The sequence below is a fragment of the Cellulosimicrobium cellulans genome, assembly GCF_007679345.1.
Classification (GTDB): domain Bacteria; phylum Actinomycetota; class Actinomycetes; order Actinomycetales; family Cellulomonadaceae; genus Cellulomonas; species Cellulomonas cellulans_A.
The window spans coordinates 172,117-194,354 of sequence record NZ_VEGH01000003.1 but is presented as its reverse complement, the minus strand read 5'-3'; the positions used below and the strand labels follow the sequence as shown (position 1 = coordinate 194,354).

Here is a 22,238-nt window from a genome sequence, read left to right as displayed (position 1 = left end):
GGATCGCCGCATGGCCGGCGACCTCCTCCTGCGCATCCAGAGCCCCGAGTTCCGGGCGATGTCCGAGCGGGTGCTGCGGGCCACCGAGCTGACCTCGCGGCTGAACGTCCTGCCGTTCGACGACGAGGCGGGCCGCGCCGCGCTGCTGGAGCAGATCCTGGGGCGGCCGCTGCCCGCCGGCGTGACGATCTACCCACCGTTCTTCACCGACCACGGCCTGAACCTCGACCTCGGGGACCGGGTGTTCGTGAACCAGAACTGCACGTTCCTCGACTACGCGGGCATCCGGCTCGGTCCGCGGGTGCTGGTGGCGCCGAAGGTCACGTTCATCACCGTCGGGCACCCCGTGGACACCGCGGACCGGCGCGTCTGGCTCACCGGTGGGCCGATCGACGTCGGCGAGAACGTCTGGATCGGCGCCGGTGCGACGATCCTGCCCGGGGTGACCATCGGCCGGGACTCGGTCGTCGCGGCGGGGGCCGTGGTCGTCGAGGACGTGCCGGAGCGGAGCCTCGTCACGGGCAGCAGGGCAGCCGTGCGGCGGACCTGGTGACGCCGGTGCCCGTCAGGACGCGACGCGCACGCCGCCGGCCCCGGTGAGCGCCGGGGCCTCCGTCCGCCGGATCTCCGCCCAGACGTCGTCCAGCGACAGCCCCAGCACCTCGGCGACGGCCGCGACGGTGGGGAACGCGGGGGTCGCGACCCGTCCGGACTCGATCTTGCGGAGCGTCTCGGGGGAGACCCCGGCGTCCAGGGCGACCGCCAGCACGGTGCGCGCGCCGCGCGCCCGCCGCAGGAGGGCGCCGAGCCGGCGGCCGCGCGCGACGTCGTCGGGGGTGAGCGGGAGCCTGACCATGTCCGGGATTCTAGTACCGGGATAGCATGGCCGGGATAGTTATCCGCACGGCGCTGGAAGGCCGCACGATGATCGAGATCCTCAACCCCGCCGAGCTGGACCGCGCCCGCGCGACCGGCGCCCTCGTGGCGTCGATCCTGCGCACGATGCAGGAGCGCAGCACCGTCGGGACGAACCTGCTGGAGATCGACCGGTGGACCCAGGCGATGATCGCGGACGCCGGGGCGGAGTCCTGCTACGTCGACTACGCGCCGTCGTTCGGCCGCGGGCCGTTCGGGCACTACATCTGCACCTCGGTCAACGACGCGGTCCTGCACGGCAAGCCGCACGACTACACGCTCGCCGACGGCGACCTGCTGACGCTCGACCTCGCGGTGTCGCTGGACGGGATCGTCGCCGACTCAGCCGTGAGCTTCGTCGTCGGGAGGACCCGGCCGGCCGAGAGCCTGGCGCTGATCGAGGTCACCGAGCGTGCGCTGGCCGCGGGCATCGCCGCCGCGGGGCCGGGTGCCCGCATCGGCGACCTGTCGCACGCGATCGGCACCGTCCTCACCGACGCCGGGTACACCGTGAACACGGAGTTCGGCGGGCACGGTGTCGGGTCGACGATGCACCAGGACCCGCACATCGCGAACACCGGCCGGGCCGGGCGCGGGTACACCCTGCGACCGGGGCTGCTGCTGGCGATCGAGCCGTGGATCATGGCCGACACGGACGAGCTGGTGACGGACGCCGACGGCTGGACGCTGCGCAGCGCGACGGGGGCACGGACCGCGCACAGCGAGCACACGGTGGCGATCACGGAGGACGGGGTCGAGGTCCTCACGCTGCGCTGACGCGCGCCTCGGCCGCCGGGTGGACGTCCTGTGCGCCTTCCCGGTGCGTCCTGCGGAACGGCTGCGACGCCTCACAGGCGCGTCCTAGCGTCGGCCGCATGGGGATCCTGGTCGAGCTGGATCCGGGGCGGCCGGCCGACCCGGACCGCGCCCGGCTGCTGCGCCGCTGGTCACGATTGCTGCGGTGGGCCGCGGCGACGGCCTTGGCACTCCCGGTCCTCGTCGCCCGGTGGGCGGCGGGCGTCCCGGAGCCGGTCGTCGTCGGGTCGGCGGTCGTGGCCCCGGAACTCGTCGGCCCGGTGCTCGCCCTGCTCGGGACGGTGCTCGCGCTCAGCGGCGCCGCCGCGGGCCTCGCGGCGCACGAGGCCGGTGCCGCGCCGGGCAGCCGGCGGTGGATCGTGCGGTGGCCGGTGAATCTGGGCAAGGCGGCGCTGCTCGGTGCCGGGTGGCTCGGCGCCGGCGTCGCGTTCCTGCTCGGTGCGGCGGCGGGCGACGCACGGGTGCTGGAGCCCGTCAGCCCCGCCGGGTGCCGCGTGGTCGCGGTCGAGCACGCGTACAGCGGGGTGTCGCTCTTCCTGGTCCCCGCAGGGTCGTTCCGGGCCAGGCCCGCGGAGCTGGTCCGCGCGGCGGGCCACGCTCCCGTCTCCCTCGGCACGTACGACCTCACCTGGGTCGGCGAGACGGGCGAGCTCGTGCTGCGCGGCGTCTTGTCGTACCCGCCGGACGCCGAGCCCGCGCATGCCACGGTCGACTGCACCGAGGCCGGTCACGGTGGACGCGCACGTGAGCGACACGCCGAGGCTGCGAATTCGAAACACCTATGATGACCGCATGAGCGATCCCGCGACCCCCGGCCTGGACCCCGTCGAGCTCGGCGCGTACTTCGCGCTCATCGAGGTGAGCAGCCTCCTGCGGCACACCGTCGAGCAGCAGCTGCAGGAGGCGGGCGGGCTGAGCTACGTCCAGTTCCAGCTGCTCGCGACGCTCGGCGACGCGCCGGAGGGCAGCCGGCGCATGACGGACCTGGCGGACGGCGTCGTGTACAGCCGCAGCGGGCTGACCTACCAGGCGGGTCTGCTGGAGAAGGCGGGGCTCGTGACACGCGCCCCGGCCCCCGACGACGAGCGCGGGGTCACGGTGACGATCACGGACGCCGGCCGCGGCGTTCTCGCCCGGGTGTTCCCGGGTCACATCGGCGTGGTGCGGGACCTGCTGGTCGACCCGCTGCCCCGCGAGGACGTCGAGGCGCTCGCGCGGGTGCTCGGCACCGTCCGGGACCACCTGCGGGCGAACCCGCCGCGGTCGGCGGCGCCGCGTCGCCGCGGCCGGGCGGCCCGGGGGTGACCGGGCCGCCCGGGCCGCCGGCCGGGGCGAGCGCGCGCGGAGCGGGAGCGACGTGGCCGCGTCAGGCCGCCGCGGTGGGGTAGTCGGTGTACCCCTCGGCCCCCGCGGCGTAGAACGTCGCCGGGTCGGGCGCGTTCTCGCCGAGGTCGTGGGCCCAGCGCGCGACCAGGTCCGGGTTCGCGATCGCCGCGCGGCCGACCGCCACGAGGTCGACGACGCCCTCCTCGATCAGGCCGACCGCCTCGTCGCGCGTGGTGTTCACGGCGAAGCCGGAGTTGCCGATCAGCGGCGCGCCGACCCGGCGCCGCACGTCCTGGACCAGGGCGCCGCGCAGGTCGCGGTGCAGCACGTCGACGAACGCCAGCCCCAGCGGGGCGAGCCCGTCCGCGAGCGCCGCGTACGTCGCCGCGGTGACCTCCGGGTCGGTCTCCACCGCGCCCTGGATGTCGTGCTCGGGCGACAGCCGGATGCCGGTCCGGTCGGCGCCGACCTCCGCCGCGACCGCGGTGACGACCTCGATCGCGAGCCGCGCCCGGCCCTCGGGGGTGACCCCGTAGCCGTCGGTCCGCAGGTTGCTGGCGGGAGAGAGGAACTGGTGGAGCAGGTAGCCGTTCGCGCCGTGCACCTCCACGGCGTCCAGGCCCGCGTCGACGGCCCGGCGCGCACCGGCGGCGAAGCCGCGGACGGCCTCGGCGATCTCGGCGGCGTCGAGGGCGTGCGGGACGGGGTGCGCCGCCTTGCCGGTCGGCGTGCGGATCTCGCCCGGTGCGGCGACCCCGCTGGCGGACACGACCCGTCCGGTGCCGGTGATGTCGGGGTGCGCGATCCGGCCGCCGTGCATGATCTGCATCGCGATCCGGCCGCCGGCGGCGTGCACCGCGTCGGCGACCCGGGCCCAGCCCGCGGCCTGCTCGTCCGTCTCGATGCCGGGCTGCCCGGTCCAGGTCCGGCCCTCGATCACCGGGTAGGTGCCCTCGGTGAGGACGAGGCCCATCCCGGCGCGCTGCCGGTAGTGCTCGACGAGGAGCTCGCCGGGGACCCCGGCCTCCCCGGCGCGGAGCCGGGTGAGCGGGGCCATGACGACGCGGTTGGCCAGGGCGACGCGGCCGACGGTGCTGGGGTCGAAGATCTTCACGCCGGGGGCAGCGCCGCCCGCCGGCGGCGGATTCCGTGACGTGCGCCACGCCGGCCGGGCTCGGCGGGCGCGGGCGTCACTGCCCGACGCGCCCGTCGACGCACTCCCGCAGCAGGTCCGCGTGCCCGCAGTGCCGCGCGTACTCCTCGATCCGGTGCACCTGCAGCTCGCGGACCGCGATCGCGTCGGCACCCAGGCGCTCGCCCAGGTCGGGGTGGTCGGCGACGACGGCGTCGGTCGCGGCCTGCTCCCGCGCCAGGTCGGCGAACGCCGCGGACACCAGGTCCGGGTCGGCCGCGGCGCCCTCGAAGGCCGCGTCCCCCGGCCCGTAGAGCGGCGCCGGCGGGCCGTCCGGTGTGATCCACCCGCGCCAGTCCCGCTCGACCTCGGCCAGGTGCCGGACGAGCCCGAGCAGCGACAGGGTGGAGGGTGGCACCGACCGCCGGGCGAGCTGCTCGGGGTCGAGGTCGTCGCACTTCATCAGCAGCGTCGCGCGGTACCGGCCGAGGTAGTCCAGCAGCGTGGGCAGCTCGCCGTCCGGGCTGACGCCCTCGCTGTTCCGCGGGTCGTCCGCGGGGTCGACCCACATGTCGGGGTACACCGTCGCCCTGGTCCACCGGGTGGGCTGGTCCATGCGGTTCATGGTGGCCCCGCCGTCGTCCGGGCGGCCACCGATTTCCGCCGGGGTGCTCAGCCGGCGCCCGGCTCGGCACCGAGCGCCGCGACCCGGGACTCCACCCACGCGGCGTCGTCGAGGTACATCCCGACGTGCCCGAGCAGCCGGGCGTCGCCGCCGGCGCGGTCCCGGGTGAACCGGGCGAGCGCGCGCAGCCGGACCGGCACCGCGGCGAGGACGTCGCCCGGGCGCACGCCGCCGTAGGACCGGCAGAGCAGGTCCAGGCGCCGCCGGCGCTCGGCCACGGGGACCGGGGCCGGGTCGGTGCCGCGCGGGCCGAGCGGGACCAGCCGGTACGCGAGGTAGGCCAGGTCCCAGGTGCGCGGCCCCGGCGCGGCGGTGTCCCAGTCGATCAGGGCCACCAGGCGGCCGTCCCGGAACACCATGTTGTCCGGCGACGTGTCGCTGTGGCAGACCACCTCGGCGGGCTCGCGCGGCGGCAGCCGCCACACGGCGCCGCCCCGGTCGAACGACGTCGAGGCGTCGTGCACGCGACGGAGCAGGGCCGCGGCGTCGGCGAGCACCTCGTCGCGCCAGACCCACGCGGGCAGCGGGTAGCGGGGGACGTCGCCCGGCACGTGCTCGGTCACGTCGCGGCCGCGGTCGTCGACGCCGAGCGGGGCCGGGACGCCGGCCACGCCCGCCGCGCGCAGGTGGGCGAGGAGGCGCTGCACGGTCGGGGTCCACGGCCCCGCCGCGCGGCGGACGGTGCCCCCGGCCCGGGCGGCGCCGCCCATGCCGCCGCCCGGGAGGCGGGTCTCGGCGGGCGCCGGCGTCGTGGGGTCCACGCGACCATGCTCGCGCGGCGGCACGCGGTCCTCCAGCCGATTCCGGGCAGACGCTCCCCGCGGCCGGGCCGAGGGCCCACGTCGCCCACCGCTCCCGGCGCGCCCCCCGCGGATCCGCGTGGGGCGCGCCGGGGGGCGTCGGTGCGGCGGCGCCGGGTCAGCCCTCGGCCATCGCCAGCGCCTCCTCGGCGCGCTCCGGGCTCCCGTCCGCGAGGCCGCGGTCGATCGCCCGCCGGGTCGTGAGCAGCAGCACCGCTCCCGCGCCGAGCACCGCCACCTCGGTGACCGTCAGCGCCCAGATGATCCCGGGCAGGCCGAACCAGAGGTTGCCCAGGAGCACGACCGGCACGAACAGCACGCCCTGCGTCACGGACATGACCGTCGCGGGGAGCGCCTGCCCGGTGGCCTGGAACAGCGAGGTGATCAGCCCGGTGAACCCGTTCGCGATCATCGCCGTGAGCTGGGCCGCGAGCACCGTGACCCCGAGCGCGAGCACCGCGCGGTCGGTGAGGAAGATCGCCAGCAGCGAGTCCCGGAACAGCAGCACCACGGCGGAGAAGAGCACCGCCACGCCGCCGACGGCGACCGCGGACGTGCGCAGCGCCGCGGCGAGCCGGGCCCGGTCGCCCTTGCCATACGCGTAGGCGAGCAGGGGCAGCACGCCGAGCGTCACACCCATGACCAGGAACTCCGGCACCTGGGCGATCCGCACCGCGACGCCCATGGCGGCGAGCGGGCCGTCGCCGTAGCCCGCGGCGAGGTTGTTGAGCACCAGCGCGGTGACGATGAGGAACGCCGACTGCAGGAGCGTGCCGATCCCGACGCCCAGCACCGGCTTCAGCACGGACGGCGACAGCGTGAACCAGCGCGGCGCCAGGCTGACGTGCGCGCTGTTCCGCGCGAGCCACACGGCGAAGTACGTGACGGTCACCGCGTTCGCCAGGGTGACGGCGAGCGCCGCGCCCGCGACGCCCTGGTGCAGGACGAGGATGAGCAGCACGTCGAGCACGACGTTCGCGATCGTCGAGGCGATCAGCCCCGTCATCACCTGGCGCGCGGCGCCCTCCGCGCGCACCAGCTGCTCGAGGCAGACGGCCGCCGCCAGCACGGGGACACCGGCCAGCAGGACGCCGACGAACGTCGTGGTGGCGTGCCGGGCCGCCTGGTCCGCCCCGAGCAGCGAGACGAGCGGGTCGAGCAGCAGCAGCCCGGCCCCGCCGACGAGCACGCCGACCGCGACGGTGCCCCACAGGGCGAACGCCGACACCCGCCGGATCTCGCCGGTGCGGGCGCCGTCCCGCTCGGCCGCGCCCAGGAGCCGGGAGACGAGCGCGCCCCCGCCGACGCCGAACACGTTGCCGATGGCCATGACCAGCGCGAGGACGGGTGATCCCAGGGTCACGGCGGCGAGGAGGGCGTCGTCGTGCAGGGAGCCGATGAAGCCCGCGTTGATGACGTTGTAGATCGCGCCGACGATCATCGCCGCCGCCATCGGCACGCACAGGTGCACGAGGGCGCTGACGACGGGCGCGGTGGACAGGAACCAGCGGTCGGTGCCGGGGGCGTCGGCCGGTTCGGGTGCGGAGGTGGTGGTGCGCATGGCTGCTCCGTTTCTGGGCAGGGCGAAGCGCGCGGCGGGCCGCGTGGGTGCTCAGGGGTGAGGGGTGGGCGCGCGTGGGCGCGGGGTGCCGCCGCGCGGACCGTCCGCGCGGTGGGGTGAGGTCCCGGGGGCGTCAGTCCCGCGTGGGGCGGGGGAGCGCGGCCGCGGCCTTGGTCAGTAGGGCGCGCAGGGTCTCGCGCTCGTCGGGGGTCAGGGGGGCGAGGATCGCGTCGTCCGCGGCCGCCACGGCCGATGCGAAGCCCGCGACGAGCGCGGCGCCCTCCGGCGTGGCGTGCACCCGCTTGCTGCGCTCGTCGCCCGGCTCGGTGCGGCGCTCGACGAGGCCGCGGGCCTCCAGGCCCTTGAGCAGGCTCGAGACGCTCGCGGCGCTGGTCCGGGTGATCGCGGCGACGTCCCGCTGGATCGACCCCGGGTTCTGCGCGAGGTAGCCCAGGACGAAGGCCTGCTCGTGGGTGAGCCCGCGCGAGCGGACCCAGTCCTCGCCGGCCTTCCGCTGGGCCCAGCCGATCCACCGCACCAGGTCGAGGATCGTCGTGGGGTCGGGTGCGTCCATGACGAGCAATCTAAGTGTTAGGCCTCTAACTGTCAATGCTCGAAGCGTGAGGTGCGAGCGAGGCGCCTACGCTCGCCCGCATGCCCGGTCCCGCGCACTTCGACGCGCACGCCGACGCCGACGAGCGCGGGCGGCCGCCGTACCCGTCGGCACTGTGGGAGCGGCTGCGCGCGCTGCGGCTGCTCGGGCCCGGCGTGCGCGTCGTCGAGCTCGGCGCGGGCACCGGCCAGGCCACCGGCCCGATGCTCGACGCGGGCGCGACGGTGCTGGCCGTCGAGCCGGGGGAGCGGCTCGTCGCGCGGCTGCGGCGTCGGTGGCCGCAGGCCGAGGTCCTCGTGGCCACCGCGGAGGACGCGGACCTGCCCCCCGCCTCGTTCGACCTGGCGGTGGCAGCCACCGCGGTGCACTGGTTCGACCTCGGCGTGGTCCTGCCGAACGTGCACCGCGCGCTGGTGCCCGGGGGCCACCTCGCGGTGTGGCGGAACGCGTACGGCGACCCCGAGGCGACCGTGACGCCGTTCCGCGAGCGGGTGGCCCGGATCGTGGCCCGGCGCGGCCCCCGCCCGCCCCGCCCTGCGCCCGGGGAGCTCGACGACGCGGGCTGGGCCGAGCTCCTCCGGGGCGGCGGGCTGTTCCCGGTGGTGCACCGGGAGCGGTTCCGCTGGGCGGTCGACCTCGACGCCGGCCAGGTGCGCGACCTGTTCACGACCTTCAGCGACTGGACGCCCGGCGAGGCCGAGGAGGCGGCCCAGGCCGTCAGGGACCTCGGAGGCACCGTGCGGGAGCACTACGTGACCCCGCTGCTGGTGCTGCGGCGCCTCGCGTGATGCGGCCGGGCGGACTCCGGCGACCTCAGGCCAGGTCGCGCGACGACATCGCCCGGTCGGCGGTGATCCGCAGGACGACCCGCTCGATCGTCGGGTCCGGCGTGCGGTAGCGCAGCGCGTACCGGGCCAGCGCCTCGGCCACCTCGTCCGGGTCGTCCGCGACCTCGACGGTGCCCTCGAGGGTGAGCCACCGCCGCCCGTCGACCTGGCAGAGCACCGCGCGCCCCGGGACGCCGCCGGTGCGGCGGCGGGCGTTCACCGCCTTCTGGGTCGTGGGCCGGGTCGTCACCCGCGCCAGCCCGGCATCCTCGTCCCAGGTGAACGCGACGGGCACGACGTGCGGCGTGCCGTCGCCCCGCAGGGTGGTGAGCGTCGCGAGGTGGCGCTCGGTGACGAACGCGAGCCGGGGGGCGGAGAGGCGGAGCACGCCGGGAAGCGTACGGGCCCCCGGCGGCGCCCGCGCGGGTGCCGCCCTAGCCGAGTGCCACGCGGTCGTGCGGCTCGGCCGCGTACCGGCGCCCCGGGTAGCGCAGGCCGCGGAAGTACATGGTCGTGTGGGCGATGACCTGCTGCCCGGCGATCCGCACGCCGTCGTGCTCCGCGTCGGTCGTGGTGTGCGCGTCGCTCACCAGCGTCACGTCGAACCCGCGCACGGCCGCCGACTGCGTCGTGGTGCGGATGCAGTAGTCGCTCTGCGCGCCGGCGACGACGAGCCGCGTGGCCCCCAGGCGCGCGAGCACGTCCCCGAGGTCGGTGCCGGCGAACGCGTCGCGGTACTCCTTGCCCACCACCGGCTCGTCGGGGAGCCGGGTCAGCGGCGGGGCGAGCTGCCACGGGTCGGAGCCGACCGCGAACGCGCCGTGGTCCTGCACCCACACCACCGGCACGCCCTCCGCGCGGGCGCGGTGCACGAGGGCCGCGGTCCGGGCGAGCACGCCGTCGGCGTCGACGCAGCCGTCGACGACCCCGACCTGCAGGTCGATCACGAGGAGGGCGGAGCGCTCGGTCATGCCGGCATCGTGCCAGAGCGGTGCGACCGCTAGCCGAGGCGCTCCGAGCCCTCGGCCAGGTCGGGGCTGCGCTCGGGCCGCGGCACGCACAGCTCCAGCGCCTGCGGCCGGACGGTGACGGTCAGCGTGCGGCCCGGGTCGATGACGTCGCCGTCCACCTGGCGGCGCTCCTCGCGGTCGCTGACGACGGTGATCCGCGAGGCGCGCAGCACGTCCAGGTGCGCCACCCGGTGCGGGTGCCGCAGCACGCCCCAGGCGGTCTGCACCCAGTGGCCGAGCGTGCGCGGGGCGAGCACGGCGACGTCCATCTGCCCGTTGTCCGGCTCGGCGTCGGCGAGCAGCTTCACGCCGCCCTGGAGGCGGCCGACGTTGCCGATGATCACCGAGCGCGCGCGGCGGCGCACGGGCGGCCGGTCGTCCAGGTGGATCTCGAGGTGCATGCTGCGGTCCCGCAGGTGCGTCAGCGCCGACAGCACGTAGGCGATCGACCCGGCCTTGGCCTTCAGCGCCGTCGAGGCGTCGTCGAGCAGCGCCGCGTCGAAGCCCATGCCGGCCATGACCGCGAACGTGCGGCCGTCGGCCTCGCCGACGTCGATCCGCCGCCGCCCGTGCTCCGTGGCGATCTGCACGGCCGCGGCCGGGTCGTCCGGGACGCCGAGGTTCGCGGCGAGCAGGTTGCCGGTCCCGGCCGGCAGCACCGCGAGCGCCACGCCGGTGCCCGCCAGGCCCTCGATGCACGAGCGCACCGTGCCGTCACCGCCGCAGGCGAACACGACCTGGGCGCCGTCCTCGACCGCCTGCCGCGCCTGGCCCGCCCCGGGGTCGTCCTCGGTGGTCTCGACCCACTCGGGCAGCGGCCAGCCCGCCTCGGTGAGCGCCGCCTCGACCGCCGCGCGCCGCTCCTCCAGGCCGTCGACGCGGACGGGGTTGAACACGACGACCGACCGCAGCGGCCCGGTGTCCCGGGCGAGGGAGGCGTCGCCCCGGTCGTCCGCGGTGTCGGAGGGGGAGGTCGAGCTCATGTCGCTGCTGCTTCCGTCGGGCGGGGGAGGGTCCGGCGACCGCGCACGGTCACGTCCCGCAGTGGACCACGGCCGGCGGATTCCGGCGCGTCGGCGCCGCGCTCCCGGGCGCTCGTCCGCCGGCCCGGGGGCCGCCAACGGCTCAGGCCGCGAGGTGGAACGTCCGCGCGAACCTGTCCAGCAGCCCGTCGGGCCCGTGCAGCACCTCCACCACACCAGTCGCGATGGCCCCGGCAGGGTCGAGCTCGCCCGAGATGAGCCGGCGGATGCCGGGGCCCGCGGCGAACGCGAGGTCGGCCGCCGGGTCGGTGCCGCGCGCGACGGCGAGCGCCGGGCCGTCCACCCGGACCAGCAGCTCCGCCGGGCCGACCCGCGCGGCGTACGCGGTCGGCGGCATGTCCGCGGCCACGTCCGCCCGGAACGCGGTGCGCAGGGCGACGGTCATCGAGTCGGCCGTGACCACCTGGCCCTCGCGCGGGTCGCCCATCGCCTTGAAGCCCCAGGCCCCGAGCGCGAGCACGACCGGCTCCAGCTCCCGCCCGTACGGCGTCAGCTCGTAGACGATCACCCGGGACCGCGGCGCCCGCCGGATGACGCCCGCCTCCTGCAGCTCCTTGAGCCGCGCCGCCAGGACGTTGCTCGGGATGCGGGGGAGCCCCGCCGCGAGCTCGCCGTAGCGGCGCGGCCCGACGAGCAGGTCGCGCACGACGAGCAGCGCCCAGCGCTCGCCCACGAGCTCGAGCCCGCGGGTGACGCCGCAGTACTGCCCGTAGTCGCGCGCGGCCATCGGCCTCAGGCCTGCTGGTCGGCGACGGCCGCGGGACCGTTCGCCGCCGCGACCGGGTCCATCCAGCCGAACTCGAGCAGGTTGCCGTCGGGGTCGGCGAGCTGGCGCTGGTACATGAACCCGTAGTCGGACGCGGGCCGCTCTTCGGCGCCGCCCGCGCGCAGCCCGCGGGCGACGGTGTCGTCCACCGCGTCGCGGCTGTCGAGGAAGATCGCCGTGGCGGCGGACACGGTGGTCGACGGGTCGCCGATCGGGCGGTCGCTGAAGGTCTGGAAGTAGTCGCGCGTCACGAGCATGACGTACCCGTGGTCCTCCTCGACGACGACGCACGCGGCGTTGTGGTCGGTGAACAGCGGGTTGATGGTGAACCCGACGGCCTCGTAGAACGCCTTGGCGCGCTCGAGGTCGGTCACCGGCAGGTTGACGAAGATCGCGGTCATGGTGCACTCCCTCGGACGCGGCTGACTGTGACCCGGACCACACTTGCAAAAAGCAAGTGCGGCGTCAAGACCCCGAAGAGACGGTCTCGGACCGCGCGAGCCGACGGTCCGCCGCGACGGCGACGAGCGCGAGCGCGGCCTGCTGGAGGAGCCAGCCCCCGAGCGGGACCGGCACCGGCAGGAGCAGGGCGAGCGCCCGCGACCCCACCACGAGCGCCGCCAGCCCCGCGCCGACCAGCTGCCACCAGATGCGCGACCGCGCGTGGGCGGGGAACAGCGAGCCCACGACGACGCGCAGCCCGACCGCCCACACCACGGCGGCCGCGGCGCCCCCGCCGAGCAGGACCGCGACGGCCGGTCCCAGGTCGATGACGTCCGCCTTCCCGGGACCGGCGGCCGCGCCGGCGAGCCTGCCCACCACCTCGTAGGCGAGGAGCGCGACCGCGGACGCGAGCACCGGTGCGAGCGCGACGACGGCCGTCCGACGCGGCCCGCGGTCGGAAGGCGGCGGCGCGGGGACCTGCTCGGGCGTCATGCGGCACACCGTAGCGACGGCGGCCGGCGCCGCGGGGGCGTTCCGCAGGCCGATCTGCCGGGTCGTCCGGCACGATGGGCGAGGTCGGACGGGCGGAGGGGGACTGGTGCTGCTGCAGGACACGGTGCTGGGCATCGTCGGGATGAACGTGCTCGCCGTCCTGCTCGTGGTCGCGCGGGCACCGGTGTTCGGCACCCGGCTGTACCGCCCGATGCTGCTGAACGTCGGCCTGTCGGTCGCGCCCGTGCTCGTCCTCGGGGCGGGCGTGCTCGCGGTGGGGGTGCTGATCGCCGCCGGCGCGCCGCGCGCCGTGGGCGTGGCGGCGGAGGCCGTCGTGGTCCTCGCGTGGCTGCTGCTGCTGCCCAACGCCGGGTACCTGATCACCGAGCTGAACCAGTCGCACCGCAAGCCGGGAGAGCGCGTCCCCGAGTGGTACGACATCCTCCTGGTGCTGTCGCTGGCGATGTCGGGCGTGCTGAACATGCTGATCAACGTCTTCTTCGTCCAGCTCGCGTACGTCGCGCTGCGGTTCGACGACGTCGACGGCCTGGTGTCCGCCGAGGTGCGCTGGCTGACGATCGCCGTCCTGCTGCTCGCGGCGTTCGGCGTCTACCTCGGCCGGAACATCCGGGTGAACAGCTGGGACGTCCTGCGGCCCTGGCGCCTCGTCGCCCGGATCGTGGCCCACCTGCGCGCCCCGGGCCGGTTCGCTGCGGCGGGCGCGTTCACCATCGTGTGCGGGGCGTTCTTCGGGTTGATGCAGCTCGTGGTCGTCGGGCCGCTCATCGGCGCGGTCGTCGCGCTGGACTAGCCGGAGCCGGGGCACGAATGCGCTTGACCTGCCTCGGTACGGTCGCGGCATGTCTGTCGAGGAGCTCCCGCTGGCCGGCCGCACCGCGCTCGTCACGGGGGTGTCGCGCCGCAAGGGCATCGGGTTCGCCGTCGCGTGCGAGCTCGCCCGGCTCGGCGCGAGCGTGTGCACGCACGACTTCGCGCCGCACGACGCCGAGCAGCCGTGGGGCGGCGACGACCTGGACGCCGTCGCCGCAGGGGTCCGGGCGTCGCTCCGGGGCGCCGCTGTCTCCGGCCGCGCGAGCGCGGACCTGCGTGACCCCACCGAGGTCGACCGGCTGTTCGACACGGCCCGAGCCCTGACCGGCTCCGTCGACGTGCTGGTCTGCAACCACGCCCGCAGCGGGGGCGACGGGTCGATCCTGGACATGACGTCCGACGCGCTCGACGCGTTCTGGGCGACCAACACGCGGTCGACGATCCAGCTGACGCAGCGGTTCGCGAGCCAGTTCGCCCCCGGTGACGCGCCCGGGGGCGCCGCGCCCGCCCGGCCCGGCGAGCGTCGCGCGCGCTCGGGCCCGGCGGACCCGGGGCGCGCGCCCAAGGTCGTCTGGATGACCTCGGGCCAGCAGCACGGCCCGATGCGCGGCGAGGTCGCCTACCCGGCGTCCAAGGCCGCGCTCGCCGGCGTGACCGCCACGGTGGCGGCGGAGCTGCTGGACCTGGGGATCGTCCTGAACACCGTGAACCCCGGACCGGTGAACACCGGGTACCTCGATCCCGGGTCGACCGACCGCCCGCTGGCCGAGCTCGACGCGCTGCGGGCGGCGACCCCGTTCGGCCGGTGGGGCGAGCCCGCCGACCCGGCGCGGCTCATCGGGTGGCTCGTCGGCCCGGCCGGGTCGTGGGTGGTCGGGCAGGTGCTGACGACGGACGGCGGCTTCGGGCTGCAGTGAGCGGCCGGGCCGGGCCGGGGCCGCGCCGCCGCGCTGCCGCTGTCGGTGCCCGCCCGTACGGTGAGGGCCATGCGCCGGGCGGCCGTCGTCGTGCTCTGCCTGACCCAGTTCGTCGACGTGCTGGGCGTCACCAGCGCGACCACGGCGATCCCCGTCGTCCTCGCGGGCCTGGGCGCGGACGAGGCGGCCGCCGGGCCGCTCGCCACGACCTACGCGATGTTCTTCGGCGGCCTGCTGGTCGTCGGCGCCCGGCTCGGCGACCGCTACGGGCACCGCCGGGTGCTCGCGGTCGGGCTCGTCGCGTTCATGGCGGTGTCCCTCGTCGGCGGGCTCGCGGGCTCCGTGCCGCAGGTGCTGGCGGCCCGGGCGCTGCAGGGGGCGGCGGCGGCGATGTCGGTACCGTCGGCGCTGCGGCTGCTGCTGCACGTCACGCCGGGGGAGCGGGAGCGCCGCACCGCCCTGGCGGCGTGGAGCGCCGCGGGGGCAGCGGCCGGCGCGGCCGGGTTCGTCGTCGGCGGGCTGCTGGTCGACGCCTGGGGCTGGCGGGCCGTGTTCTGGGTCAACGCGCCGGTCGGGGCGGCCCTCCTGATCGCGCTGCTGTCGACCGTCCCCGAGCTGCCGCGGGGCGGGGACCGGCCACGGGTCGACCTGCTCGGCGCCGCACTGCTCCTGGTGGCGGTGACGTCCGTCGTGGCGGGCGCGGCCCGGGCCGAGCAGGGCGGCGCGCGCGGGACGGCGCTCGGGACCGCGGCCGGTCTCGCCGCGTGCGGCCTGGTCGCCGGAGCGGGGTTCGTGCTGCGGGTGCGCCGGGCGCGCGACCCCCTGATCCCGCTTGCAGCGGCCCGCTCGGTCGAGCTGCGGCACGGGACCGTGCTGTCCTTCGTGAACACGGCCGCCACCAGCAGCGCGGGCGTCGTGGCGACGCTCGTGCTCCAGGACGACCTCGGCCAGTCGGCGCTCGGTGCCGGCACGACGCTGCTGACGCTCAGCGTGCTCGTGGTCGTCGGATCGACGCTGGCGAGGCCCCTGCTCGGGCGGGTGGCCGCGCGGTACGCGGCGGCGACGGGGCTCGCGGCGATCGCGGCGGGCGACCTGGTGCTCGTCCTGGCCGGCGGCACCCGGCTGGGGATCGCCTGCGGGGCCGGGGTGCTCGGGCTCGGTCTGGGGGTGGCGTCGGTCGCCGCGACGCACCTCGGGACCACGGTCCCCGCCGCACTCGCGGGCAGCGCGAGCGGCGTGCTCAACACCGGCGCCCAGCTCGGCACCGCGATCGGCACGGCGCTGGTGGTCCTCGTCGCGGCGGTCGCCTCGCCCGCCTGGGGGTGGGGGAGCGCGGCCGCCCTGGCGGCCGTCACCGCAGCCTGGGTGGCGTGGTCGGCCCGGCGCGCGGGCGCGGAGGGGCCGACACCGACGGCGGTCAGCCCCGGCGCAGCTCCTGGGCGAGCATCACGATGATCCCGCTCGGGCCGCGGACGTAGGTCAGGCGGTACACGTCCTCGTACGTGGCCACGCCCCGCAGCGGGTGGCAGCCGTGCCGCGCGGCGATCGCGAGGGCCTCGTCGAGGTCGTCCACCGAGAACGCGACCCGGTGCATGCCGATCTCGTTCGGACGCGTCGGCTCGGTGTCGATCGGCTCGGGGTGCAGGTACTCGAACAGCTCGAGCCGGCCGTGGCCGTCCGGGGTCTGCAGCATCGCGATCCGGGCGTGGTTGCCGTCCAGGCCCACCGCGGTGTCGGCCCACCCGCCGCTCACCTCCTCCCGGCCCAGGACCTCCAGGCCGAGATCCGTGAAGAAGGCGATCGTCGCGTCCAGGTCACGGACGGCGATCCCGACGTTCTCGAGCGCGATCGGCATGCGCCGCACGGTACCGCCGTGCGGCGCACGCCGGGAGGGTCAGCCCCGGGCGACCGCCGCCAGGAACCGCGCGCTGCGCTCCTGCAGGCCGGCGACGCGCCGCGCCACGACCGCGGCGGCGTCGTCGCCCGCCTCGGCGATCGTGGGGCGCCGGCGGGCGTTGCGGGAACACGCGAAGTCCGCGCAGATCAGCGTCCCGATGGTGTCGCCGTTGCGGCCGGACGACCCGCCGAGGCGTGCGACGAACAGCGCGACCTCGTTCGTGGCGATGACGTCCTCGCACCACGCGCACACCGCGTTCCTGCGGGTGGAGCCGTCGGACGCCCGCAGCACCATGCCGGTGACGCGGTCGTCGACGAGGGCCACGACGTAGGCGCGGCGCGGGTTCTTCGGGTCGGTCCAGCCGAGGTAGTCCAGCCGGTCCCAGTCGACGGCCGCGAGGTCGGGCACGACGGCCTGGGCCGCCTCCCGCCGGGAGCAGTTGACGAAGGACGCGCGGATCTCGGGCACGGTCAGGGCACGCATGAGCAGGCTCGCTCTCAGGGAGTGGTGACGCCCGCCGCGGTCAGGTCCGCGCGGGCACGGGGGAGCACCCGTCGCGGGGGACTCGACCCGCACCCGTGCGGGTGGGGCGGTCCGGCGCGACGGGGTCGTCCCCGTCACACAAGGTGGCCGTGGCGGCCGACCTCGCTCCCTGCGGACATCCGCGAGCTCCTCGTGCTGCTGGGCGTCGCGGCGGTGCCCGCGGCGCAGTCGTGGCGATGCTGCCGCACCGGGTGCCCCGGTGTCGACCGGATTTCCGCCGTCCCGGTCAGTCCGGCGCACCCACCGGGACCGCGACCTCCATCACCGGGCCCGCTGCGCCCGTCCCGAAGGTCGGCAGGTAGATCTCGCGGTTGTCGCCCGCTGCCGGCCTCCCGCCGCGGGACGCGCCCGACGACAGGTGGTCGTGCAGCCGGACGAGGAACGCCTGGTCGCGGGCGTGGGCGTCGTCGACCGGCACGAACTCCTCCCGGTGGGCCGGGTCGACCGAGAGCCGGGTCGCGCCCGTCGGGCGGACCAGCCCCGCGACGGGCGCGCGGACGGTGACCCGGGCCGTGCCGGAGCCGGTCGCGCGCCCGTGGTACGCGACGAACGGGTGCCCCGCCAGGTCGACCCCGGCCGCGCGCAGGGTGTCGAACAGCGCGGCGGTGCCCGCGGCGATGGCGCCGGGCAGACCCGGCAGATCGGCACGGAGCCCGAGGTCGAGCGTGAGCCGCTCGGGGACGTCGCGATGGGCGACCCGCACGCCGTCGAGCGGCGTGGAGCCCAGCGCGGCCCGGGCCCGCTCACCCGCCGCCGTCAGCGCGCGCAGGCGCTCGCGCCGACCGCCCCACAGGTCGTCGAACGCCGTGACCGGGTCCGCCGCGTCGAGCACGCGCGCGACGTCCGCGAGCGGCAGCCCGACGGCACGGAGCAGGCCGACCGACCGTGCGCGGTCCAGCGCCTCGGCCGAGAACGCACGCCGGCCCGTGCGCGGGTCCTGCGTCACCGGGACGAGCCCGCGGGCGGCGTAGAGGCGCACCGCCTTCTCGCTCACCCCGAGGGCCTGGGCGACCTGGCCGGTGCTGTAGCTGCTCGTCATGCCGGCGACGCTAGAGCCTGCCCCAGGGGCAGGTTCAACCGGGCGCGGCGCACTAGCATCACCAGGGTGAGCGACGACGCAGCCCCGTCCGGGGAGTGCCTGTTCTGCGGCATCGTCGCCGGCACCGTCCCGAGCGCCACGGTGCTCCAGGACGAGGCGGTCGTCGCGTTCATGGACGTCGACCCCGGGGCCGACGGGCACCTCCTGGTCGTGCCCAGGCGGCACAGCGCCGACCTGTTCAGCATCCCCGCCGAGGACCTGGTCGCCACCACGCTCGCGGCCCAGCGGATCGCCGGGGGAGTGCGCGCCGCGTTCGGGGCCGAGGGGATCAACCTGCTGAACTGCAGCGGCGCCGCCGCCTGGCAGACGGTGTTCCACTTCCACCTGCACGTCATCCCGCGGTACGGCGACCGGAGCAGGGACCGGATGCGGCTGCCGTTCGAGCCCGGTCGCCCGACCGACCACGAGGCGCTCGCGCAGCGGGCGCGGGTGCTCGCGGCGGCGCTGTGAGCCCGGGACGCGGCTCCGGGTGCGCACAGGTTATGTCAGAAGTCGGCGCAGGCCGGTAGCGAAGCCAGGGAGAGGTCACCGTGAACGACTGGAACACCAGCATCATCGCCGAGTTCCGCGCGAACGAGGGCAAGGTCGGCGGACGGTTCGAGGGCGCGCCATTGCTGCTGCTGCACACCACCGGGACGAGGTCCGGCCAGGAGCGGGTCAACCCGGTCATGTACCAGGACCTGGGCGACGGCCGGGTCGCGGTGTTCGCGTCGTACGCCGGGCTCGACGTCAACCCGGCGTGGTTCCACAACCTGGTCGCGGAGCCGCGTGTCTCGGCGGAGATCGGGGCCGGGACCCGTGACTTCCTCGCGCGCGTCGCCACCGGTGACGAGCGGACGACGATCTGGGAGAAGCAGAAGGCCGAGCACGCCGGCTTCGCCGGCTACGAGGCGAAGACGTCGCGCGAGATCCCGGTGGTGGTGCTCGAACCGCGCTGACGAACGGCTCGTCGACGGCGGACGGAGCGGCACAGACAGCGAGGTCGATCGAGGCGGCAAGGCCTGTCATAGCTCGCCGATAATGCACGTTATGTCATACCGTAGTCTGCGCATCGCTCTGACCAGCAGATACGCGAGTGCCAGCGCTTGTGCGGCCGTGGGCGTAGCGGCTTGTGCGCTCGTCAGCTCGTCTGAGGGTCCCTGCTGGTACCCCTCACTTGCTCTTGAGGGAACCGCGAAACCGCCGACTGGGGTGGCGAGTGACGGACAGGCCGGCACTCGCAACGAGAGGACTTCTCCATGTCGTGCACCATCGGCAGCAGCACCAGCACCGCGATGTTCCCGGCGCCGGCGGCGACGTCCGCGCCGGTCTCTCGCCCGGCGCCGGTCGTTCCGGTCTCCACCCACACGGGTGCGCTGGACGTCATGGCCTGAAACCAGGCCAGTGTGGGACGTCGTCGTGCCCCACCCCGGACCGGGGTGGGGCACGACGACCGCGCACGCCCGCAGTCGCGTCAGCCCTTCACGCCGGGCGCGGACTCCAGCGCGCCCGGTCGCGTCAGTTCTGCTGGTCGGTGGGCATGACCCATAGCTCGCTGATCGAGACGTGGCGGGGTCGGGTCACCATGTAGGCGATGCCGTCGGCGATGTCCTCCGGGTCGAGCGTCTCGGTGGTGGCGTGGAAGTGGTCGATCTCCTCGCGCACCTTCCCGGTGTTGTGGGACATCAGCTCGGTGCTCACTCCCCCGGGCTCCAGGACTCCTACGCGCACGTGACGCTTGGTGACCTCCTGGCGCAGTGCTTCGGTGAAGCCGTTCACGCCGAACTTCGTCAGGTTGTAGACGCCGTACCCGTTCGTGGCGACCCGCCCCGCGATGGAGCTGATGTTGACGATGTCCGCGACCCGGCGGTCGCTGTCGGCCGCGGCGGTCAGCAGGTGCGGGAGTGCGGCGTGGGTGGTGTACAGCAGCCCCTGGGTGTTGATGGCGATCATGCGGTCCCACTGGTCGGGGTCGGCGCCGACGACCGGCCCCAGGAGCATGAGGCCGGCGTTGTTCACCAGCACGTCGAGTCGGCCGAGCTGCTCGACCGTCTGCTGGACCGCGCGTTCGGCCTGGGCGCGGTCGCTGATGTCCGCCTCGACGACCAGCGCCGTGCCGCCGGCCTGCGTGATCGACGAGGCGAGGGTCTCGAGACGATCGCGCCGGCGTGCGACCAGGGCGACGGCGGCGCCGTCGTCGGCGAGGCGGCGTGCGGTGGCCTCACCGATCCCGCTGCTGGCGCCCGTGACCAGGGCGACGGTCCCGCTGAGCTTCGATGTCATGGTGTGCTCCTCTGCTTTCGGGGTCCTGGGCGGTCGAGCTCAGGCGTCGTCGTGCGCCAGGCTGACGGACAGCTCGCGGTGCGCGGCCGCCTGCTCCAGCAGCTGGTTCGCCTTGGTCTCGAACACCGCGACGGCGTCCTCCCCCGCGGCGAAGCGCGCCGGCGGCTGGTCCAGGTCAGACAGCTCGACGATCGCGCGGGCGAGCTTGGCCGGGTCGCCACCCTGGGTGCCGTCCATGCCGCGCCAGGCCGCCACGGTCTGCTCGGTGCGCTCGGCGTAGTCCGGGATCGAGGCGGGGGCGTACTGGGTGGACTGCGGGCTGAGCAGCTCGGTGCGGAAGAACCCGGGCTCGACGAGCATCGTCGTGATCCCGAACGGTGCGACCTCGGGGGCCAGAGCCTCCATGAACCCCTCGACGCCGAACTTGGAGGCGGCGTACGCGCTGGTGAACTCGACCGCCGAGGCGATGCCCGCGGTGGAGGAGATCGTGACGACGAGCCCGGACCGCTGCGCACGCATCTGCGGCAGTGCTGCTCGGGTGACGTTGACCGGCCCGAACAGGGTGGTCTCGATCTGGGAACGGAACGCCTCGGGCGTCATCTCCTCGAAGAACCCCGCCTGGAAGCTGCCGGCGTTGTTCACCAGCACGTCGAGGTGGCCGAACCGCTGCACCGCGGCGGCGACCGCTGCCTCGGCCGCAGCGGGGTCGGTGACGTCGAGGTCGACCGCCAGGAGGTCCTCGTGCTGCCCGACAGCCCGCGTGACCGTCGCGTTGTCACGGGCGGTGGCGACCACCGCGTGACCGGCCGCCAGCGCGGCCTTCGTGATGTCGACGCCGAGTCCGCGCCCGGCTCCGGTGATGAGGAAGACCTTCTTGTCGCTCATGGCTGTGCCCTGCTCTCGTGGGTGGCGTGGGAGTGAAGCTGTCCGAGACGGCCCCGCGGGCCGCTCACGCCATCCATGGAACCGACCGCTCGAACCGCGCGGGAGACCCTGCGAGAGGGGTACCAGCAGAGACCCCCGAAGCCGGCGACCCGAGTCGTACAGTCGAGAACATGGCCGACCGGGACGAACATCGAGACGTGCGCGGCGACGTCCGCGCGCAGATCCAGGAGTTCCTCTCCACGCGGCGCGCGCGCATCACCCCCGAGCAGGCCGGCCTGCCCCGCTACGGCGGTGACCGACGCCGGGTCCCGGGGCTGCGGCGCTCCGAGGTCGCCAGCCTGGCCGGCATCTCCCCCGAGTACATGACCAAGCTCGAGCGCGGCAACGCCACCGGCGTCTCCGAGAGCGTCGTCGAAGGCCTGGTCAACGCGCTGCAGCTCGACGACGCCGAGCGCGCGCACCTGCAGGACCTCCTACGGACGGCCGGCAGCAGCCGACCACCCCGACGTCGACCCGCCACCGAGCGCGTGCGCCCCACCCTCCAGCGGATCCTCGACTCGATGAACGGCAGCCCCGCCTTCGTCCTCAACGGACGCCTCGACGTGCTGACCGCGAACCGCCTGGGTGCCGCCCTGTACGCGCCGATCCTCGACGGTCCCCCGCGGTCGGCCAACACCGCTCGCTTCGTGTTCCTGGACCCACGTGCGCGCGACTTCTTCCGGGACTACAACCGCGCCGCGAACGACACGGTCGCCCTGCTGCGTGCCGAGGCCGGCCGTGACCCCTACGACCGGGAGCTCAGCGACCTGGTGGGGCAGCTGTCTACCCGCAGTGAGGACTTCCGCCGCCGCTGGGCCGCCCACGACGTCCGCATCCACACCAGCGGCGTCAAGCTCATCCACCACCCCGTCGTCGGCGACCTCGACCTGCCCTACGAGTCCGTCACCCTGCCGGCCGACCCCCGGCAGAGCCTGCTCATCTACACCGCCGAACCCGGATCCCCTACCCAGGACGCCCTGCAGATGCTCGCCAGCTGGTCGGCGCCCGGCGCCGCACCGGCCGCCAGGAACGATGCCGCCCCGACGGCAGGCTAAGGCCGCCGCTGACGCCCGTGGGCGCACGGCCGAGGCGGCGCTTCACGTGGCCCTGCGGGTGGGAGTACGACCGATTCCGATACGCAGAGGTGCCAGTAGTAGTCTGCGTATCGCTCTGACCTGCTATTTCATTGTCACGTGATGCTCGACCTGGCTCCTGATTCGGCGGACGCGCGGCCCGCTTTCAATCGCGGCGGATCATGCTCGCTCGGGTCAGCGGTGCACGACGACGCGCACCCGGCACCCGATCACCGCGGTGACAGCCGCCATCGCAAGCAGC

Annotated in this window: 29 protein-coding genes; 12 read left to right on the top strand and 17 right to left on the bottom strand. The window is 75.3% G+C overall.

The features are described from left to right. The first annotated feature begins 10 nt into the window (after positions 1 to 10). Positions 11 to 553 (top strand): DapH/DapD/GlmU-related protein, encoded by a 543-nt coding sequence (locus FS882_RS05375; RefSeq protein WP_158371666.1) that lies wholly within the window; start codon positions 11 to 13, stop codon positions 551 to 553. A gap of 12 nt (positions 554 to 565) precedes the next feature. Here FS882_RS05375 and FS882_RS05370 read toward each other — a convergent pair whose 3' ends face one another. Beyond that, positions 566 to 856: a helix-turn-helix transcriptional regulator gene (locus tag FS882_RS05370; protein ID WP_158371664.1), complete on the bottom strand. Its 291-nt coding sequence runs from the start codon at positions 854 to 856 to the stop codon at positions 566 to 568. 68 nt (positions 857 to 924) lie between these two features. Here FS882_RS05370 and map point away from each other — a divergent pair, with 68 nt between their 5' ends. The 3 genes from map (at position 925) to FS882_RS05355 (ending at position 3,036) form a co-directional block, all read left to right on the top strand. Further along, on the top strand, positions 925 to 1,692 hold the full coding sequence (gene map, locus FS882_RS05365; protein ID WP_158372065.1) for a type I methionyl aminopeptidase: 768 nt from the start codon (positions 925 to 927) through the stop codon (positions 1,690 to 1,692). Positions 1,693 to 1,790: 98 nt separating this feature from the next. Beyond that, positions 1,791 to 2,516: a hypothetical protein gene (locus FS882_RS05360; RefSeq protein WP_158371662.1), complete on the top strand. Its 726-nt coding sequence runs from the start codon at positions 1,791 to 1,793 to the stop codon at positions 2,514 to 2,516. Positions 2,517 to 2,523: 7 nt separating this feature from the next. Beyond that, on the top strand, positions 2,524 to 3,036 hold the full coding sequence (locus tag FS882_RS05355; protein ID WP_158371660.1) for a MarR family winged helix-turn-helix transcriptional regulator: 513 nt from the start codon (positions 2,524 to 2,526) through the stop codon (positions 3,034 to 3,036). A gap of 61 nt (positions 3,037 to 3,097) precedes the next feature. Here FS882_RS05355 and FS882_RS05350 read toward each other — a convergent pair whose 3' ends face one another. The 5 genes from FS882_RS05350 to FS882_RS05330 all read right to left on the bottom strand — a co-directional run bounded on the left by FS882_RS05350 (position 3,098) and on the right by FS882_RS05330 (position 7,809). Beyond that, entirely contained in the window at positions 3,098 to 4,171 is a 1,074-nt protein-coding gene (locus tag FS882_RS05350; RefSeq protein WP_158371658.1) for an alkene reductase, read from the bottom strand. 76 nt (positions 4,172 to 4,247) lie between these two features. Further along, positions 4,248 to 4,805, bottom strand: coding sequence for a DinB family protein (locus tag FS882_RS05345; protein ID WP_262348081.1), 558 nt, complete (start codon positions 4,803 to 4,805; stop codon positions 4,248 to 4,250). 56 nt (positions 4,806 to 4,861) lie between these two features. Then, positions 4,862 to 5,635, bottom strand: coding sequence for a phosphotransferase (locus tag FS882_RS05340; protein ID WP_158371654.1), 774 nt, complete (start codon positions 5,633 to 5,635; stop codon positions 4,862 to 4,864). A gap of 157 nt (positions 5,636 to 5,792) precedes the next feature. Further along, positions 5,793 to 7,235: an MATE family efflux transporter gene (locus FS882_RS05335; RefSeq protein ID WP_158371652.1), complete on the bottom strand. Its 1,443-nt coding sequence runs from the start codon at positions 7,233 to 7,235 to the stop codon at positions 5,793 to 5,795. Positions 7,236 to 7,368: 133 nt separating this feature from the next. Continuing rightward, complete coding sequence (locus tag FS882_RS05330) at positions 7,369 to 7,809, bottom strand: MarR family winged helix-turn-helix transcriptional regulator (protein WP_158371650.1); 441 nt, start codon at positions 7,807 to 7,809, stop codon at positions 7,369 to 7,371. An 80-nt stretch (positions 7,810 to 7,889) separates the two neighbouring features. Between FS882_RS05330 and FS882_RS05325 the strand changes: the two genes are divergently transcribed. Continuing rightward, complete coding sequence (locus tag FS882_RS05325) at positions 7,890 to 8,636, top strand: class I SAM-dependent methyltransferase (protein WP_158371648.1); 747 nt, start codon at positions 7,890 to 7,892, stop codon at positions 8,634 to 8,636. Positions 8,637 to 8,661: 25 nt separating this feature from the next. Here FS882_RS05325 and FS882_RS05320 read toward each other — a convergent pair whose 3' ends face one another. From FS882_RS05320 to FS882_RS05295, 6 genes are all read right to left on the bottom strand, one after another. After that, complete coding sequence (locus FS882_RS05320) at positions 8,662 to 9,063, bottom strand: pyridoxamine 5'-phosphate oxidase family protein (protein WP_158371646.1); 402 nt, start codon at positions 9,061 to 9,063, stop codon at positions 8,662 to 8,664. Between the two features lie 46 nt (positions 9,064 to 9,109). Next, on the bottom strand, positions 9,110 to 9,646 hold the full coding sequence (locus FS882_RS05315) for a cysteine hydrolase family protein (protein WP_158371644.1): 537 nt from the start codon (positions 9,644 to 9,646) through the stop codon (positions 9,110 to 9,112). A 29-nt stretch (positions 9,647 to 9,675) separates the two neighbouring features. Next, on the bottom strand, positions 9,676 to 10,668 hold the full coding sequence (locus FS882_RS05310) for a diacylglycerol/lipid kinase family protein (RefSeq protein ID WP_158371642.1): 993 nt from the start codon (positions 10,666 to 10,668) through the stop codon (positions 9,676 to 9,678). A gap of 142 nt (positions 10,669 to 10,810) precedes the next feature. After that, complete coding sequence (locus tag FS882_RS05305) at positions 10,811 to 11,455, bottom strand: winged helix-turn-helix transcriptional regulator (protein ID WP_158371640.1); 645 nt, start codon at positions 11,453 to 11,455, stop codon at positions 10,811 to 10,813. Between the two features lie 5 nt (positions 11,456 to 11,460). Beyond that, entirely contained in the window at positions 11,461 to 11,895 is a 435-nt protein-coding gene (locus tag FS882_RS05300) for a VOC family protein (RefSeq protein ID WP_158371638.1), read from the bottom strand. 64 nt (positions 11,896 to 11,959) lie between these two features. Further along, positions 11,960 to 12,430, bottom strand: a complete 471-nt coding sequence (locus FS882_RS05295) for a hypothetical protein (RefSeq protein WP_158371636.1) — start codon at positions 12,428 to 12,430, stop codon at positions 11,960 to 11,962. A 106-nt stretch (positions 12,431 to 12,536) separates the two neighbouring features. On the opposite strand from FS882_RS05295, the gene FS882_RS05290 reads away from it, so the two are divergent. The 3 genes from FS882_RS05290 to FS882_RS05280 all read left to right on the top strand — a co-directional run bounded on the left by FS882_RS05290 (position 12,537) and on the right by FS882_RS05280 (position 15,633). Beyond that, positions 12,537 to 13,241, top strand: a complete 705-nt coding sequence (locus FS882_RS05290; RefSeq protein ID WP_187365142.1) for a DUF1361 domain-containing protein — start codon at positions 12,537 to 12,539, stop codon at positions 13,239 to 13,241. A gap of 49 nt (positions 13,242 to 13,290) precedes the next feature. After that, a complete protein-coding gene (locus FS882_RS05285; RefSeq protein WP_158371632.1) occupies positions 13,291 to 14,178 on the top strand; it encodes an SDR family oxidoreductase in 888 nt (295 codons plus the stop codon). Positions 14,179 to 14,247: 69 nt separating this feature from the next. Continuing rightward, entirely contained in the window at positions 14,248 to 15,633 is a 1,386-nt protein-coding gene (locus FS882_RS05280; protein ID WP_158371630.1) for an MFS transporter, read from the top strand. Here the strand turns inward: FS882_RS05280 and FS882_RS05275 are convergent. From FS882_RS05275 to FS882_RS05265, 3 genes are all read right to left on the bottom strand, one after another. Continuing rightward, positions 15,596 to 16,033, bottom strand: coding sequence for a VOC family protein (locus FS882_RS05275; RefSeq protein WP_158371628.1), 438 nt, complete (start codon positions 16,031 to 16,033; stop codon positions 15,596 to 15,598). The two genes, FS882_RS05280 and FS882_RS05275, sit on opposite strands and share 38 nt — an antisense overlap. A 39-nt stretch (positions 16,034 to 16,072) precedes the next feature. Continuing rightward, a complete protein-coding gene (locus tag FS882_RS05270) occupies positions 16,073 to 16,558 on the bottom strand; it encodes an FBP domain-containing protein (protein ID WP_158371626.1) in 486 nt (161 codons plus the stop codon). Positions 16,559 to 16,844: 286 nt separating this feature from the next. Next, a complete protein-coding gene (locus FS882_RS05265; RefSeq protein ID WP_158371624.1) occupies positions 16,845 to 17,657 on the bottom strand; it encodes a MerR family transcriptional regulator in 813 nt (270 codons plus the stop codon). A gap of 66 nt (positions 17,658 to 17,723) precedes the next feature. On the opposite strand from FS882_RS05265, the gene FS882_RS05260 reads away from it, so the two are divergent. The 3 genes from FS882_RS05260 to FS882_RS21570 all read left to right on the top strand — a co-directional run bounded on the left by FS882_RS05260 (position 17,724) and on the right by FS882_RS21570 (position 19,090). After that, entirely contained in the window at positions 17,724 to 18,167 is a 444-nt protein-coding gene (locus FS882_RS05260; protein ID WP_222848135.1) for an HIT family protein, read from the top strand. An 80-nt stretch (positions 18,168 to 18,247) separates the two neighbouring features. Continuing rightward, positions 18,248 to 18,655 (top strand): nitroreductase family deazaflavin-dependent oxidoreductase, encoded by a 408-nt coding sequence (locus FS882_RS05255; RefSeq protein ID WP_158371622.1) that lies wholly within the window; start codon positions 18,248 to 18,250, stop codon positions 18,653 to 18,655. 300 nt (positions 18,656 to 18,955) lie between these two features. Next, positions 18,956 to 19,090: a hypothetical protein gene (locus FS882_RS21570; protein ID WP_262348080.1), complete on the top strand. Its 135-nt coding sequence runs from the start codon at positions 18,956 to 18,958 to the stop codon at positions 19,088 to 19,090. A 124-nt stretch (positions 19,091 to 19,214) separates the two neighbouring features. Here FS882_RS21570 and FS882_RS05250 read toward each other — a convergent pair whose 3' ends face one another. After that, a complete protein-coding gene (locus FS882_RS05250; RefSeq protein ID WP_158371620.1) occupies positions 19,215 to 19,979 on the bottom strand; it encodes an SDR family NAD(P)-dependent oxidoreductase in 765 nt (254 codons plus the stop codon). Positions 19,980 to 20,018: 39 nt separating this feature from the next. After that, a complete protein-coding gene (locus FS882_RS05245) occupies positions 20,019 to 20,864 on the bottom strand; it encodes an SDR family oxidoreductase (RefSeq protein WP_158371618.1) in 846 nt (281 codons plus the stop codon). Positions 20,865 to 21,034: 170 nt separating this feature from the next. On the opposite strand from FS882_RS05245, the gene FS882_RS05240 reads away from it, so the two are divergent. Continuing rightward, positions 21,035 to 21,958 carry a helix-turn-helix transcriptional regulator gene (locus tag FS882_RS05240; protein WP_158371616.1) on the top strand — a complete coding sequence of 308 codons (924 nt, stop codon included), beginning with the start codon at positions 21,035 to 21,037 and terminating at the stop codon, positions 21,956 to 21,958. The last annotated feature ends 280 nt before the right edge of the window (positions 21,959 to 22,238 follow it).